This is a genomic window from Pseudomonas defluvii, from assembly GCF_001695625.1.
Taxonomy (GTDB): Bacteria; Pseudomonadota; Gammaproteobacteria; order Pseudomonadales; family Pseudomonadaceae; genus Aquipseudomonas; species Aquipseudomonas defluvii.
This window is the reverse complement of sequence record NZ_MBPN01000006.1, coordinates 1-14,386: the sequence shown is the minus strand read 5'-3', so window position 1 is coordinate 14,386 and position 14,386 is coordinate 1. Positions and strand designations below refer to the sequence as shown.

The 14,386-nt window shown below is 62.6% G+C and carries 13 protein-coding genes; 6 read left to right on the top strand and 7 right to left on the bottom strand.

What is annotated here, in order from left to right; translation table 11 throughout:
• Positions 1-6 precede the first annotated feature (6 nt).
• The 4 genes from EKA13_RS02625 (at position 7) to EKA13_RS02610 (ending at position 4,954) form a co-directional block, all read left to right on the top strand.
• Positions 7-876, top strand: a complete 870-nt coding sequence (locus EKA13_RS02625) for a LysR family transcriptional regulator (RefSeq protein ID WP_065757991.1) — start codon at positions 7-9, stop codon at positions 874-876.
• A gap of 225 nt (positions 877-1,101) precedes the next feature.
• The gene (locus tag EKA13_RS02620) at positions 1,102-2,166 is read left to right on the top strand and encodes a putative 2-aminoethylphosphonate ABC transporter ATP-binding protein (RefSeq protein ID WP_065757990.1); all 1,065 of its coding nucleotides are present in this window, start codon (positions 1,102-1,104) and stop codon (positions 2,164-2,166) included.
• Between the two features lies 1 nt (position 2,167).
• Positions 2,168-3,892, top strand: a complete 1,725-nt coding sequence (locus EKA13_RS02615; RefSeq protein WP_065757989.1) for a putative 2-aminoethylphosphonate ABC transporter permease subunit — start codon at positions 2,168-2,170, stop codon at positions 3,890-3,892.
• Between the two features lie 36 nt (positions 3,893-3,928).
• The gene (locus EKA13_RS02610; protein WP_065757988.1) at positions 3,929-4,954 is read left to right on the top strand and encodes a putative 2-aminoethylphosphonate ABC transporter substrate-binding protein; all 1,026 of its coding nucleotides are present in this window, start codon (positions 3,929-3,931) and stop codon (positions 4,952-4,954) included.
• 10 nt (positions 4,955-4,964) lie between these two features.
• Here EKA13_RS02610 and EKA13_RS02605 read toward each other — a convergent pair whose 3' ends face one another.
• Together EKA13_RS02605 and EKA13_RS02600 are read right to left on the bottom strand one after the other, a co-directional pair.
• Positions 4,965-6,329, bottom strand: coding sequence for a GTPase/DUF3482 domain-containing protein (locus EKA13_RS02605; protein ID WP_065757987.1), 1,365 nt, complete (start codon positions 6,327-6,329; stop codon positions 4,965-4,967).
• Positions 6,322-7,713: a DUF2868 domain-containing protein gene (locus EKA13_RS02600; RefSeq protein WP_065757986.1), complete on the bottom strand. Its 1,392-nt coding sequence runs from the start codon at positions 7,711-7,713 to the stop codon at positions 6,322-6,324. Before EKA13_RS02600 ends, EKA13_RS02605 begins: the two co-directional genes overlap by 8 nt.
• Before the next feature lie 63 nt (positions 7,714-7,776).
• On the opposite strand from EKA13_RS02600, the gene EKA13_RS02595 reads away from it, so the two are divergent.
• Positions 7,777-8,298, top strand: coding sequence for a dihydrofolate reductase (locus tag EKA13_RS02595; protein ID WP_065757985.1), 522 nt, complete (start codon positions 7,777-7,779; stop codon positions 8,296-8,298).
• A gap of 15 nt (positions 8,299-8,313) precedes the next feature.
• On the opposite strand, the gene EKA13_RS02590 is transcribed toward EKA13_RS02595, so the two are convergent.
• Positions 8,314-9,705: an L-cystine transporter gene (locus tag EKA13_RS02590; protein ID WP_065757984.1), complete on the bottom strand. Its 1,392-nt coding sequence runs from the start codon at positions 9,703-9,705 to the stop codon at positions 8,314-8,316.
• 454 nt (positions 9,706-10,159) lie between these two features.
• Between EKA13_RS02590 and EKA13_RS02580 the strand changes: the two genes are divergently transcribed.
• Positions 10,160-10,480 carry a DUF3077 domain-containing protein gene (locus EKA13_RS02580; protein WP_065757983.1) on the top strand — a complete coding sequence of 107 codons (321 nt, stop codon included), beginning with the start codon at positions 10,160-10,162 and terminating at the stop codon, positions 10,478-10,480.
• A 130-nt stretch (positions 10,481-10,610) separates the two neighbouring features.
• Here EKA13_RS02580 and rpoH read toward each other — a convergent pair whose 3' ends face one another.
• The 4 genes from rpoH to ftsY all read right to left on the bottom strand — a co-directional run.
• On the bottom strand, positions 10,611-11,465 hold the full coding sequence (gene rpoH, locus EKA13_RS02575) for an RNA polymerase sigma factor RpoH (protein ID WP_065757982.1): 855 nt from the start codon (positions 11,463-11,465) through the stop codon (positions 10,611-10,613).
• 113 nt (positions 11,466-11,578) lie between these two features.
• Positions 11,579-12,607 carry a permease-like cell division protein FtsX gene (gene ftsX, locus EKA13_RS02570; protein WP_065757981.1) on the bottom strand — a complete coding sequence of 343 codons (1,029 nt, stop codon included), beginning with the start codon at positions 12,605-12,607 and terminating at the stop codon, positions 11,579-11,581.
• Positions 12,604-13,275, bottom strand: coding sequence for a cell division ATP-binding protein FtsE (ftsE, locus tag EKA13_RS02565; RefSeq protein WP_065757980.1), 672 nt, complete (start codon positions 13,273-13,275; stop codon positions 12,604-12,606). The genes ftsX and ftsE overlap by 4 nt, the downstream gene beginning before the upstream one ends.
• Positions 13,272-14,386 (bottom strand): signal recognition particle-docking protein FtsY (gene ftsY, locus EKA13_RS02560; protein WP_065757979.1); only part of this gene is annotated, 1,115 nt, incomplete at its 5' end. The genes ftsY and ftsE, both read right to left, overlap by 4 nt.

Here is a 14,386-nt window from a genome sequence, read left to right as displayed (position 1 = left end):
GGATGTATGTTGAGTGCCGAGTTGAAAGCGTTCTACATGGTCGCGCGGTTGGGCAGCATTACCCTGGCGGCGAAGAAGCTCGGGCTCAGCCAACCGACCGTGACCACGCAGATCCGCAATCTGGAAAGCCAGTACGGGGTTGAGTTGTTTTACCGTGGCGGTCGTCGCCTGACCTTGAGTGACGACGGTGCGCGTCTGTTGCCGATGGTCAAGGTGCTGTTGCAGCAGGAAGCGGACATCGAGTTCTTCCTGCGTAACAGCGGCCAGGCCCAGGGCACCCTGCGCATCGCCGCGACGGCGCCGTACTACATTCTCGACTTGGTGAAGATCTTCCGTGAACGCTTGCCGCAGGTTGAGGTTTCGGTAGAGATCGGCAACTCCCAACAGGTGTTGGAGTTGCTGGAAGACTACCGGGTGGACCTCGCGGCGTCCTCGCAGTTACTCGAAGATGCCCGGCTGGTGCGGCGGGTACTTGGCACCGACCCGCTGGTGGTGGCGGTGCATCGCAATCATCCGTTGGCCAATCGCGGGTCTGTGCCGCTCAGCGCCTTGAGCGGGCATTGCCTGCTGATGCGTGAACTTGGTTCCACGACGCGTCGCCTGACTGAACAGATGCTGGCCGATGCCGGGGTGAAGGCGGGTTCGTTGTTGGAAATCGGCAGTCGCGAGTCGATTCGCGAGGGGGTGCTGCGCAACATCGGCATCAGCATCATTGCCCGCCATGAAGTGCCGCATAACCCGGAATTGCGCGTGCTGACCCTGGAGGGCGCTCCGCACATGTACGAATACCTCTATTGCCTGAAGGAACGGCGCCAGGCCCGCCTGCCCGCAGCGTTTCTTGGCCTCGCCCAAGAAGTCGCGGCCTGCGACCTGTAGGCCAAGGCAAGCCTGCTGCGCCTATCCCTGTAGGAGCCGGGCTTGCCCGCGATGCAGGCGCTGCGCACCCACGGGCACCCCGCCGCTGCAAAAGGTGCGGCTTTGCTGGCAATGGCAGTTAACCCAAATCTGCCTATACCACTATCGGTAGCTTTTGCCTGCGCGCCACAGAAGCTTCGCATTCGCCTCCTAGCATGACCCTCATCTGCTCGGTGAGGCCCTGCCATGAACAACCCACTCGTAAACCCTGGCGCACAGATGAAGGTGCGCGGCATCCACAAACGCTTCGGTGCTTTCACGGCACTGCAGGATGTATCCCTGGATATCGCCGCAGGCGAGCTGGTCTGCCTGCTTGGCCCTTCCGGGTGCGGCAAGACCACGTTGCTGCGTTGCATCGCCGGGTTGGAGCGCCAGGACCGTGGCACGCTGTACATCGGTGATCGTGATATTTCCGACCTGCCACCGCAGGCGCGGGACTACGGCATTCTGTTCCAGTCCTATGCGCTGTTTCCCAACCTCACGGTCGAAGCCAATATTGCCTATGGCCTGAGCGGCAGTGGCCGTGATGAAGTGCGCCAGCGTGTCGCGCAGATGCTGGAACTGGTGGGCCTGTCGGGCAGCGAGAAAAAGTACCCTGGGCAACTCTCTGGCGGGCAGCAGCAGCGCGTTGCCTTGGCGCGTGCCCTGGCGCCAGCCCCCTCACTGTTGCTGCTCGATGAGCCAATGTCGGCGCTCGACGCCCGTGTGCGTGAGCACTTGTGCAGCGAGTTACGCCAACTGCAGCGTCAGCTTGGCATCACCACCCTGATGGTGACTCACAATCAGGACGAGGCCATGCTGATGGCCGACCGCATTGCCGTGATGAACAACGGGCAGGTTGAGCAGTACGCCTCCCCGCAGGCGATTTATGACAAACCGGCCACTCCGTTTGTGGCCGAGTTCGTCGGCCAGGGTAACTGGCTGCCGTTCCAGCGCAGCAGCGACAGCCATGCACAGGTCGGTTCGATGAACATGCGCCTCGACCAAGGCGCTAGCCAGGCCCGCAGCGGTCGGTTGTTCTGCCGCCCCGAGGCGATCAGTGTCAACCCGCCGACCCACGAAGAAAACCTGTTCCCGGCCCGGGTGCGGGAGATCACGTTCCTCGGCAACCGCTGCCGCATGAGCTTTGAGTTCAACGAACTACCCGGCCATCCGCTGTTGGCGGAAGTCGCGCCAGAGGCCATGCCGCGCCTGGGTTCACAGGACATCTGGGTCGCCCTGCCACCGCGCAGCCTGCAGGTGTTTGCCTGAGATGGCTGCGCCAATCGCACTGCCGGGCGCTCAGGCGTCCCGCACTCAATCGGCCCGCATCGCACGGGGTGATCGCCTGTTCGTGGTCGGCGGTAAGGTGGTGTTGCTGCTGCTGTTGACCGTCGCTGTCCTGCTGCCGCTGCTTGCGATTTTCTGGCGTGGTTTCAGCAGCGAGGCCGGGCAGGGCGGTGGCCTGACGGCGGCCATTGAGCTGGTGACCAGCGCCAATTTCCATTGGTTGCTGGGCAACAGTCTCAAGGTATCGCTGAGTGTGGCAGCCATCGTCGTGCCCGTGGCCTACCTGTTCGCCTATGCCCTGCAGCGCACGCTGATTCCGGGCAAGTCGATCTGGCGCGGGATTTCGCTGTTGCCACTGCTGGCGCCGTCGATGTTGCCGGCCATTGCGCTGGTCTACCTGTTCGGTAACCAGGGGCTGTTGCGCGGTCTGCTCAACGACAACATCTACGGCTTCTGGGGCATTGTCCTTGGCGAGGCGATCTACACCTTTCCTCATGCCCTGATGATCCTGCTGTCGGCACTGTCGCTGGCCGATGCACGGTTGTTCGATGCAGCCTCCAGTATGGGCGCAGGCCCTTGGCGGGCGTTCCACAGCATTACCTGGCCTGCAACCCGGCAGGCGGTCTTCGCTGCATTCTGCCTGGTATTCACCCTGACCATCACGGACTTCGGTGTGCCGGTCGTGGTGGGCGGCGACTATCAGGTGTTGGCGCTGGAAGCCTACAAGGCCGTAGTGGGGCAGCAGCAGTTCGGTCGCGGCGCACTGATCGGTATGGTGCTGTTGCTGCCAGCGCTGTTCAGCTTCGCGGTCGATGCCTGGTTGCGCCGCCGTCAGGGCGATGCAATGAGTGGCCGGGCACAGGTGTTCCTGCCGGCGCCATCGCGGCAGCGCGATGGCTGGTTCCTGGCGCTGGTACTGCTGGTGTGCGCGATCCTGTTGCTGGTGGTGGGCATGGCGGTGTACTCGTCGCTGGTGAAGTTCTGGCCTTACAACTTGTCGCTTTCACTCAAGCACTACCAGTTCGACGACACCGCCGGTGGCGGCTGGCTCGCTTATCGCAACAGCCTGACCATGGCCCTGGGTGTGGCACTGATTGGCAGTGTGGTGATCTTCACCGGTGCCTACCTGATGGAGAAAACCCGCGGCCAACGCAGCCTGAACCTGCTGCTGCGCCTGCTCAGCTTTGTGCCGATGGCTGTGCCGGGGCTGGTGCTGGGTCTGGGCTATGTCTTCTTCTTCAACTTGAGCGGCAACCCGTTGCATGTGTTCTACGGCAGCATGACGTTGCTGGTGGTGTGCACCATTGCACATTATTTGACCACCGCTCAGATGACCGCGACCACCGCACTGCGCCAGCTCGACGGCGAGTTCGAGGCCGCCGCACTGTCGCTCAAGGCGCCGCTGTACCGGCATTTCCTGCGGGTGACTGTGCCGATCTGCCTGCCCGCACTGCTGGACATCATTCGCTACCTGTTCGTCTCGGCGATGACCACGGTGTCAGCGGCGATCTTCCTCTACAGCCCCGACACCATCCTCGCCGCCGTCGCTGTGTTGAACATGGACGATGCCGGCAACGTCGGCGGCGCGGCGGCCATGTCCACCCTGATTCTGCTGACCAGCGCGGCCGTCTCGTTGCTGCTGGCCTGGGCCTCGCGCGGCCTGCTGCAACGCTCCCAAGCCTGGCGCCAGCGTGCGCCAGGCCACTGATCACCCTCTAACCTGTACCGCTCAAGGAACCGCACCATGTTCAAGCCACTTGCTCTTGCCGCTGCCGTCCTCACTGCCATGACTGTGCAGGCCCAGGCCGCTACGACTCAACTGACGGTGTACACCGCACTGGAGGCCGAGCAGTTGAAGACCTACAAACAGGCCTTCGAGAAGGCCAACCCGGATATCGAGATCAAATGGGTACGTGACTCCACCGGCATCATTACCGCCAAGCTGCTGGCGGAAAAGGATCGCCCGCAAGCCGATGCGGTCTGGGGCCTGGCGGCCTCCAGCCTGGCGGTTCTTGACCAGCAGGGCATGCTGCAGCACTACGCCCCCAAAGACCTGGAAAAGATCGGTGGCAACTACCGCGACGCGGCCAATCCACCGGCCTGGGTTGGCATGGACGTCTGGGCGGCGACCATCTGCTTCAACACCATCGAGGCCGAGAAGCAGGGCCTGAGCAAGCCTCTGAGCTGGCAGGACCTGACCAAGCCGGAATACAAGGGCAAGATCGTCATGCCGAACCCTGCGTCCTCCGGCACTGGCTTCCTGGACGTCAGCGCCTGGTTGCAGACCTTTGGTGAACCACAGGGCTGGGCGTACATGGACGCTCTGCACCAGAACATCGGCCAGTACGTTCACTCCGGTTCCAAACCGTGCAAGTTGGCCGCGGCCGGTGAATTCCCGATTGGTATTTCCTTCGAATACCCGGCGGTTCAGCTCAAGCGCCAGGGTGCGCCGTTGGACATCGTCTTGCCAAAAGAAGGCCTGGGCTGGGAGATCGAGGCTACTGCCGTACTCAAGGGCAGCCAGCATGAAGCAGCCGCCAAGCGCTTGGCCGACTTCTCCGCCAGCCCGGCAGCGATGGGGTTGTACAAGGAAAACTTCGCCGTGCTGGCTCAGCCGGGCATCGCCAAGCCACAGACCGAACTGCCAGCCGACTATGAACAGCGCCTGATCAAGAACGACTTCGCCTGGGCCTCGAAAAACCGTGACGGCATCCTGGCTGAATGGCGCAAGCGCTATGACGGCAAGTCGGAAAAGGTGGCGCAGCAGTAAGTGACAGGGCCTACAGCTCTTGCACCAAGGCTTCAAGCTGCTCCAGGCGCTCTGCCTGGCTCAGCCGCGCCCCCGCATTGAGCGATGACCACTGCGGGTGCGCCCGAGCCTTGTTGAGGGCTTCGGGTAGCTTGCCGTCACGCCAGCTGTTGTCCTGTGGTGTGCCCAGTGTGATGCGCGCCTGTGCTGCGTGCCCACGGTGGTCCAATGCCTGGGCCAGCTGGCGCTGACGCAAGGCCAGCAGGCGTAACACACCATCGTCCACTGTCAGTTCACGTTGCCCTTTGAGCTTGCCCAGCAAGCGCGAGCCATAGTTGCGTGCGGTCTGCAGCGCGCCGCCGGCAATGGCGCCAGCCAATGCTGCCGCGCCCAGGGTCAGGCCACCTACCAGCAAGTCAACGCCCGCACCTGCGGCAGCCCCTGCCGCCACGCCGCTACCCAGGCGAACACCCAGCAGCTTGAGGGTTTCCGGGTTGAACAGGTCATCGCCCCAGCGTCCGTCGAGCAACGGCAGGTCCTCGGCGCTGGCATCCTGGCTGCGGAACGCATAGAGCTTGAGCAAGGCGTCGACGCAACGTTGTTCACGTTGGCGTATGGTCTGGCGCAACTGCTCGATAGCCGCCGCCTCCTGTGCGGGGTCTGCCACTACACTGCGGCGACAGGCTGCGCAGTCGAGCAGCAATTCGGCGATCAGTTGGCGGGCGCTGTGCCGACGCGCTTCGCGCTGCGCCTGTTGGTCGTCGATCAAGCGCTGCAGGGCCGGGCGGGCACTTTCCAGCAGAATGCCAAGGCTCTCATAAAGCCTGCGTTCGCCATCTTCCGGTGGGGCCACGCTATCGAAGCGCACCAGCGCATGCAGCCCCAAACGGGCCAGCGCTTCGCGCCAGTCTGGTTCACGATGGTTGCTGCTGGCGACGAAATTGAGCACCGGCAGCAGCGGTTTACCGCAGCCTGCCAACACCTCCAGTTCATCGCGGTATTTGGCCAGCACCGGCTCGCGGGCATCGATCACGTATAGCCCGGCATCGCTGGCCAGTAACTGGCGCAGCACCTTGGCTTCTTGTTCAAAACGCTGGTGGGCTTCGCTGCCCTGCAGAAAGCGCTCCAGTCGTGCCGGGCCGTCGAGGCGTTCGCCGGGCCGCTCCAGGCGTTCGAGGTAGTCGAGCAGGGCGATGGCGTCTTCCAGGCCCGGTGTGTCGTAAAGCTCCAGCAGGGGCTCGCCCGCCACCGACAACCGTGCGCCTTCCACGTGGCGGGTGGTGCTGGGCCGGTGTGACACTTCACCAAACCCCACATCGCGGGTGAGGGTGCGCAGCAGCGAGGTCTTGCCGACGTTGGTGTGGCCGACCACGGCCAGCTTCAAGGGCTCAGTCATGGCCATGCTCCAGCCAGTGCAAGGGCGCCGTGTCGGCGAACGTCAGGTCAAGTTTTTCCAGCGCCTGATGCCAGTCGCCCAGTCGCTCGCTGTCCAGTGCTTGCCCAGGTGGCGCTTGCATCAGCCAGATCCGCGTGGCCCCGGCGCTGCGCGCCAGTTCGGCGATCAACGCCAGGCTGCCACGGTCCGGCGAGCGGCGTGGGTCGCAGGCTATCGCCAGACGTGCAGGGGGGAAGCGGCTCAGTTGCTCCAGCAGCCGGTTGCGCGACTCGCGGCTGTCGAGGATGCCGGCATCCACGACGCTGGCGGGTAGTGCGGGTGGCCACGGGCGCTGGTCGTCCAGCTCAAGGCCCACCAGCAGGGCGCCTGCGCTGTGTTCCGCGTCGGCCAGACGAGTGACCTCTGGCATGGCCGCGGGTTCTGGGTCGTTGATCCCCAAGCGTTCGCTACTGGGCATCAGGGCCTCACGCAGGGTGCTGTAGCCGGGCAGTTGCAGGTCCAGGCTCAGGTGCTGACGGCCGCGTCGCCAGCGCCACAGGCAGGTCGCGGCCAGCAGCAGGCGCGGCAGCAGGCCGTAGACCACCAGCACGCCCAGCAACCAGCCGGCCCACGCCTGACGGGCCAGTTCCAGCACCGGCTGGCTGACGCCGCTGGCGCGGATCATGGCCACGTCCGGTACGCTGAAACCCAGCAGTGCCGGCAAGGCACCGAGTGCCTGGGTCAGGTCAATGAAGGTCTGGTCGCCGAGGATGGTGGTCTCCCAGACAAAGCCATAACGGCGGGTTGCCAGCAGTACCAGCAGCACCAGCAGGGCGCTGCCCAGTGCCAATAGCCAGAGGCCGTTGACCAGTGCCCCGAGCAGCCAGCGGTTGAGCCGCTGGCGTTGCAACAACAGCAGTAAGGCCGGCGCCAGATGCACCGCCTGCGCGTCACGGGCGAGCTTTTCGCTCAGCCATAGCCACACACGGCCCAGGCTTGCACCTTGCTCGCCAGCCAGGGAAAAGCTCATGGCCCAGCTCAGCAACAGCAGCAGGTTGACCCCGAGCAGGCTGCCCACGGCCCAGAACACATTCACCGGTCGCTGGCCGTCGCCCAGCGCGGCAAAGGCCAAACCGGCACCGCTCAGCACAGCCACCGCCAGCAGCACCAGCAGTGCCAGGCGCGCGCCCTGTTTCCAGTGCAGCAGCGCGGCACGCATGCCGTCACGTTCAGCCAGCCAGAGCGCACGGTTTTCGATCCGCGTTGCGAGGTCGCCCCCCAGTTGGCGGGCACGGCGATTAGCCTCCTGATCGTCCAGAGGGCCGGCGTGTTCTTCGCGCAAGCGTACCGCTTCGGTAAGCCAGCGTTTGTCCAGGTCTGTCAGTCCAGTCACGCAAAAGTCCATTGATCACGTCAGTCCAGAGCATAACCCAGGCGTGGCACAGCGGGCTTTGCTATCCTCGCCGACATGAAAACATCACTTCCCCTCAGCCTGATCGCGGCGCTCGCCGAGAACCGTGTGATCGGCATCGACAACCGCATGCCCTGGCACCTGCCGGGGGATTTCAAGTACTTCAAGGCCACCACCTTGGGCAAGCCGATCATCATGGGTCGCAAGACCTGGGATTCGCTCGGTCGACCATTGCCGGGGCGGCTCAATCTGGTGGTCAGCCGCCAGCCCGGGCTGACACTGGAAGGTGCCGAGGTGTTCGATTCGCTGGAGGCGGCTATCGCCCGTGCCGACGCCTGGGCGCGTGAGCAGGGGGTGGACGAGCTGATGCTGATCGGCGGTGCGCAGCTCTACACCCAGGCGCTGGCGGGTGGTCTGGCAGATCGCTTGTACCTGACCCGGGTCGAGTTGAGCCCGGAAGGGGACGCCTGGTTCCCTGAGTTTGATGCTGCGCACTGGCGCTTGGCATCCACCCAGGAAAACCCGGCCAATGAACAGACCCCGGCGTATCACTTCGAGGTCTGGGAGAAGGCCTTGTAGGCGCTGACGCCCTACTCAGGTATTTGACAGCGCCGCGTGTTCATCCGCCGCCAGCAGTGCCTTGTCGGTCTGCTGCATCATCTGGCTGGTAACCACGCCCGCTGTCATGGAGCCACTGACGTTCAGCGCTGTACGGCCCATGTCGATCAGCGGTTCTACCGAAATCAGCAGCGCCACCAGTTCCACAGGCAAGCCCATCGCCGGCAGCACGATCAGCGCGGCGAAGGTAGCTCCGCCCCCCACGCCCGCCACACCGGCCGAACTCAGGGTCACAATCGCCACCAAGGTTGCGATCCACAGAGGGTCGAGCGGGTTGATGCCCACCGCTGGTGCAACCATTACCGCCAGCATTGCCGGGTACAGGCCGGCACAGCCGTTCTGGCCAATGGTGGCGCCGAACGAGGCAGCGAAGCTGGCAATCGACTGCGGCACGCCCAGGCGCTGGGTTTGCGCTTCGATATTCAGCGGAATACTGGCTGCACTGGAGCGGCTGGTGAAGGCGAAGGTCAGCACCGGCCAGACCTTGCGCAAGAAACGCAGCGGGTTGATGCCGCTCAGCGACAGCAACAGGCCATGCACCACGAACATCAGCCCCAGGCCGATGTAGGACACCACCACAAAGCTACCCAGTTTGAGGATGTCGTCCAGGTTCGAGCTGGCCACCACCTTGGTCATCAGTGCGAGCACGCCGTAGGGGGTCAGCTTCATCACCAGGCGAACCAGGCGCATCACCCAGGCTTGCAGGGTGTCGATGGCCGCCAGGGCACGGTTGCCTTTCTCCGCATCGTCCTTGAGCAGCTGCAGCGCGGCCACGCCGAGGAAGGCCGCGAAGATCACCACACTGATGATCGAGGTTGGCTTGGCCCGTGCCAGATCACCCACCGGGTTCTGCGGGATGAACGACAGCAGCAATTGCGGGATATTCAGGTCGGCGACCTTACCGGCGTAATCGCTCTGGATGGCCTGCATGCGCGCCATTTCCTGAGTGCCGGCGACCAGCCCTTCAGCACTCAGACCGAACAGGTTGGTCAGCACGATGCCGATCAGCGCGGCAATGGCCGTGGTGAACAGCAGGGTGCCGATGGTCAGGAAGCTGATCCGGCCCAGTGACGAGGCGTTGTGCAAACGGGCCACAGCGCTGAGGATCGACGCGAAGATCAGCGGCATGACGATCATCTGCAGCAACTGCACATAGCCGTTACCGACCAGATCGAGCCAACTGAGGGTGGCCTTGAGCACCGGGTGGCCGGCGCCATAAATGGCATGCAGAGCGGTTCCGAACAGTACGCCGAGGATCAGGCCCGCGAGGACCTTCTTCGCCAGGCTCCAGGTGCTGTTACGGGTTTGTGCCAGGCCTAGCAGCAATGCGAGGAACGCCAGCAGGTTGAGGGTTAACGGCAGATTCATTGAAGCTCCAGAACAAAGCAGGGGCATCGCTTCTGTGTGCGATTGCGAACAGAAATGCTAACAGCATGAAAACTGACGAATTTATATCGAAATGGAATTTGCTTAGTTGTTTTTGGAATAAAAAAGTGTTGCGAAGCGTTGAAGCGTTAGCTAACCGGTGTCACGGGCTACTGTAATTCTAGAATTTAGGAACTATCCTACGAGCGCTGTCGAACTCGAAAGGTTGTTCGGGGGGAATCGTGAGATTACTTTCGTTCAGTCGCCGCTCCATCGGCGATCGGGCGTGAGAACCCGCGAGTTTTCGTGTAGCAGCGTCTTTATGGTAGCTGTGCGCGGGCAGGCTTATGCCTGGCCGGTCTCCAAACTCGCCGGTTTCTCACTCCGCGCATGGCTGCCACCCATTCTGTGAGAAGGAGGGGTGGTCAGCTTCAATAATGAGTTTGGAGGCTGCACCATGAAAAAAATCGTCCCCGATCCGCCGCCCGCCCTTGGCACCACTGCCGCCATCCCTTTTGGCACCTGCCAGTCCAGTCATCCTCCGATGTTCAGCGTTTGCAGCGGTGTCCAGGCCGAAGACGCGCTGGTTCATGCGACCCTATTGCTGCGTGGTATCCGTGACGTTACCGACTACTACTGCCAGCACCATGCCGAAGAAACCGGGCGTGGGATGTTGTGGTCGGTGCTGCATTCGGCGGAAATGGCCAAGGCATTGGTTGAAGGCGTATTGGATGGGATGCCGGTGTCGTCGGCAGGGCCGGCGCCTACGTCAACGTAGCGAGCGCATGATTCTGCAGGGCAGTCGGTTCGCGGCGCCTGTATCGCAGGCAAGCCTGACTTCCACTGGATTGCACAAGGCGGTGTGGGAGTTGGCTTGCCAACGATGGGTTTGGGCCGCTAAGGCGGTCTCAGGCGACGATCAGCGCCTTGACCTTGTTCATCGCGTTTTTCTCCAGCTGGCGAATACGCTCAGCCGACACGCTGTATTTCTCAGCCAGGTCATGCAGGGTGGCCTTTTCCTCGGCCAGCCAGCGCTGGTAGAGAATGTCGCGGCTACGCTCATCCAGGCCTTGCAGGGCTTCGTGCAGGTTGCTGGTGGAGTTGTCGCTCCAGTCGGCATCCTCAAGCTGGCGGGCCGGGTCGTAACGGTGGTCTTCCAGGTAGTTGGCTGGAGACTGGAAGGCGCTGTCGTCGTCCGCTTCAGCGGCTGGGTCGAAGGCCATGTCCTGACCGGTCAGGCGGCTTTCCATCTCGCGGACTTCACGCGGCTCTACACCCAGGCTTTCGGCTACACGATGCACTTCATCGTTGTTCAGCCAGGCCAGACGTTTCTTTTGGCTGCGCAGGTTGAAGAACAGCTTGCGCTGAGCCTTGGTGGTCGCGACTTTGACGATCCGCCAGTTACGCAGGATGAATTCGTGGATCTCGGCCTTGATCCAGTGCACGGCGAACGACACCAGACGAACGCCCATTTCCGGATTGAAGCGTTTGACCGCCTTCATCAGGCCAACGTTACCTTCCTGGATCAGGTCAGCCTGGGCCAGCCCGTAACCCGAGTAACTGCGGGCGATATGCACGACAAAACGCAGGTGGGCGAGCACCATTTGCCGAGCCGCCTCAAGATCCTGCTGGTAGTAGAGACTCTCGGCCAGTTCACGCTCCTGCTCGACGGTCAGCAAAGGGATGCTGTTGACCGTGTGTACGTAGGCCTCCAGGTTTGCACCGGGGACCAGGGCATAAGCAGGTTGCAACGAAGTGGTCATACGAAAAAACCTCCGACTCACTGAATTCGTGCCCGTGGGCACTGCCAACATTGACCGGGGAACCCAGAACAAGTTCCCCCAAACGCTACGTCAATGCAGGCAAAAAGACACTTTTATCGCGGTGCGAGCTCGCTCAAGTGACGAGCGACCGCAATCCAAGCACCGATATACCCTAACAACACTGCACCAAGCAAGAGCGATAGACCATCGGCTGGCGGCACACCTGCCAGTGCGAAATCGCTACCGTAGAGGCCAGAAAGCCCGATCACCGCATCATTCAGCCAGTTCAAGCCAAATGCCAGCACGCCCCAGGACAGTACACCTGCGCCAAATCCGTAGAGTGCGCCCATGTACAGGAACGGTCGACGGACATAGCTATCGGTACCGCCGACCAGCTTGATGACTTCAATTTCGATGCGGCGGTTCTCGATATGCAGACGAATGGTGTTACCAATTACCAGCAGCAACGCCGAGACCAGCAGCACGGTCAGACCGAACACAAAGCGGTCACCCAGCTTCAGGATCGCTGCCAGGCGCTCGACCCAGACCAGGTCCAGTTGGGCCAGTTCAACCCGTGGCAGTTCGGCCAGACGCTGACGCAAGGCCTCGAGCGCCGGTTTGTCGACTTCTTTCGGGGTGACCACGATTACACCGGGTAACGGGTTTTCGGGCAGCTCGCGCAGGGCTTCGCCCAGGCCGGACTGCTTCTGAAACTCGTTGAGGGCTTGATCACGGCTGACAAACTCTGCCTCGGCGACACCCGCAATGCCTTTGATCTGGTCGCGCAAGGCTTCGCCGTCACGGCTGCTGGCGTCCAGCTTCAGGTACAAAGAGATTTGCGCTGCGCGCTGCCAGGAGCCGCCGAGCCGCTCGACATTGCTCAGCAGCAATGACAGGCCCATGGGCAGACTCAGGGCGACGGCCATCACCAGGCAGGTGAAGAAGCTACCAATCGGTTGTTTGCCCAGGCGACGCAGGCTGTCGAGCAGGCTCGAGCGGTGGCTTTCCAGCCACGCATGCAGCAGGGTGCCGAAGTCCGGGCCGTCATCGTCGTCGTTGCCGCGTTTTTTCTTCTCCGGGGCAGGGTCGGCCGGTTTCGGTGCCACCCGCTCGGAAACCTTGGGACTACGTGTTGCACTCATTGCCCGGCCTCCCCATCGCCGATCAGACGGCCGCGCTGCAAGGTCAGCATGCGGTGACGCATGCGTGCGATCAGTGCCAGGTCGTGGCTGGCGATCAGCACGCTGGTGCCCAGGCGGTTGATGTCTTCGAAAACACCCATGATCTCTGCCGCCAGGCGTGGGTCAAGGTTACCGGTCGGTTCGTCAGCCAGCAGCAAGGCCGGGCGGTGAACGATGGCCCGGGCGATACCGACGCGCTGCTGTTGCCCTGTGGACAAGTCGCCGGGGTACAGCTCGGCTTTGTCCGACAAGGCCACGCGTTCAAGTGCGGAGTCGACCCGCTTGGCCACCTCGACCTTGGACAGGCCAAGAATCTGCAGCGGCAGGGCGACGTTGTTGAACACGGTGCGGTCGAACAGCAACTGGTGGTTCTGGAACACTACGCCAATCTGGCGGCGTAAGAACGGGATCTGTGCGTTGCTGATCTGCCCCAGGTCCTGGCCAGCCAGCAGCAACTTGCCGCTGGTCGGACGTTCCATGGCCAGCAGCAGGCGCAGCAAGGTGCTCTTGCCGGCGCCGGAATGGCCGGTGACGAACAGGAATTCGCCCCGACGTACCCGAAAACTCAATTCATGCAGGCCAACGTGACCATTCGGATAGCGTTTGGCGACCTGTTCGAATCGGATCATGGATGCTCCCGCTCGGCAAACAGTGCTTTCACAAAGGGTTCGGCCTCGAAGGTCCGCAGATCGTCGATGCCTTCGCCCACACCAATGTAACGAATTGGCAAGCCAAACTGCTTGGCCAGGGCGAAGATCACCCCGCCTTTGGCGGTGCCGTCGAGTTTGGTCAATGCCAGGCCGGTCAGCTCAACGCTCTGGTTGAAGTGCTTGGCCTGATTGATGGCGTTCTGCCCGGTGCCGGCGTCCAGCACCAGCAGGACTTCGTGTGGGGCAGCCGCATCGAGTTTGCCCATTACCCGACGGACCTTCTTGAGTTCTTCCATCAGGTTGTCTTTGGTATGCAGGCGGCCTGCGGTGTCGGCGATCAGCACGTCGATACCGCGGGCTTTCGCGGCCTGCAGTGCGTCAAAGATGACCGAGGCCGAGTCGGCGCCGGTGTGCTGGGCAATGACCGGGATATTGTTGCGCTCACCCCACACCTGCAACTGCTCGACGGCGGCGGCACGGAAGGTGTCGCCTGCTGCCAGCATGACTTTCTTGCCTTCAAGCTGCAGTTTCTTCGCCAGTTTGCCGATGGTGGTGGTCTTGCCCGCGCCATTGACACCGACGACCAGAATCACGAAAGGCGTGCTCTGCGACTGGATGCGCAACGGTTGTTCAACAGGCTTGAGCAGGTCGGCCAGTTCGCCTTGCAGCGATTTATACAGGGCATCGCTGTCCGCCAACTGCTTGCGCGCGACCTTCTGGGTCAGGCTCTGGATGATTACCGATGTGGCTTCAACGCCGACGTCGGCGGTCAGCAGACGGGTTTCGATTTCGTCGAGCAAGTCGTCGTCGATAGCCTTCTTGCCCAGGAACAGGCTGGCCATGCCTTCGCCGATGCTGGCGCTGGTTTTCGACAGGCCTTGCTTGAGGCGGGCAAAGAAACCAGTTTTGGTTTCTTCGGTACGCTCTGGTGCCGGCTCGACTGGTGCAGCCACAGGCGCAGGTGGCGCTGCCTGAGTGATCGGCGCAGTTACGACCGACGCAGGTGCAGGTTCGGCGGCTGGCGCAGGCGCTGCAACCACCGGCGGGGTCGATTCGAGCGGCGCAACCGGTGCATCGCGATGGGGAATCG

Bases quoted from the DNA above. Each gene is read 5' to 3' on its own strand.
- EKA13_RS02625 (WP_065757991.1), top strand. From the start codon at position 7: ATGTTGAGTGCCGAGTTGAAAGCGTTCTACATGGTCGCGCGGTTGGGC.
- EKA13_RS02620 (WP_065757990.1), top strand. From the start codon at position 1,102: ATGAACAACCCACTCGTAAACCCTGGCGCACAGATGAAGGTGCGCGGC.
- EKA13_RS02615 (WP_065757989.1), top strand. From the start codon at position 2,168: ATGGCTGCGCCAATCGCACTGCCGGGCGCTCAGGCGTCCCGCACTCAA.
- EKA13_RS02610 (WP_065757988.1), top strand. From the start codon at position 3,929: ATGTTCAAGCCACTTGCTCTTGCCGCTGCCGTCCTCACTGCCATGACT.
- EKA13_RS02605 (WP_065757987.1), bottom strand. From the start codon at position 6,329: ATGACTGAGCCCTTGAAGCTGGCCGTGGTCGGCCACACCAACGTCGGC.
- EKA13_RS02600 (WP_065757986.1), bottom strand. From the start codon at position 7,713: ATGGACTTTTGCGTGACTGGACTGACAGACCTGGACAAACGCTGGCTT.
- EKA13_RS02595 (WP_065757985.1), top strand. From the start codon at position 7,777: ATGAAAACATCACTTCCCCTCAGCCTGATCGCGGCGCTCGCCGAGAAC.
- EKA13_RS02590 (WP_065757984.1), bottom strand. From the start codon at position 9,705: ATGAATCTGCCGTTAACCCTCAACCTGCTGGCGTTCCTCGCATTGCTG.
- EKA13_RS02580 (WP_065757983.1), top strand. From the start codon at position 10,160: ATGAAAAAAATCGTCCCCGATCCGCCGCCCGCCCTTGGCACCACTGCC.
- rpoH (WP_065757982.1), bottom strand. From the start codon at position 11,465: ATGACCACTTCGTTGCAACCTGCTTATGCCCTGGTCCCCGGTGCAAAC.
- ftsX (WP_065757981.1), bottom strand. From the start codon at position 12,607: ATGAGTGCAACACGTAGTCCCAAGGTTTCCGAGCGGGTGGCACCGAAA.
- ftsE (WP_065757980.1), bottom strand. From the start codon at position 13,275: ATGATCCGATTCGAACAGGTCGCCAAACGCTATCCGAATGGTCACGTT.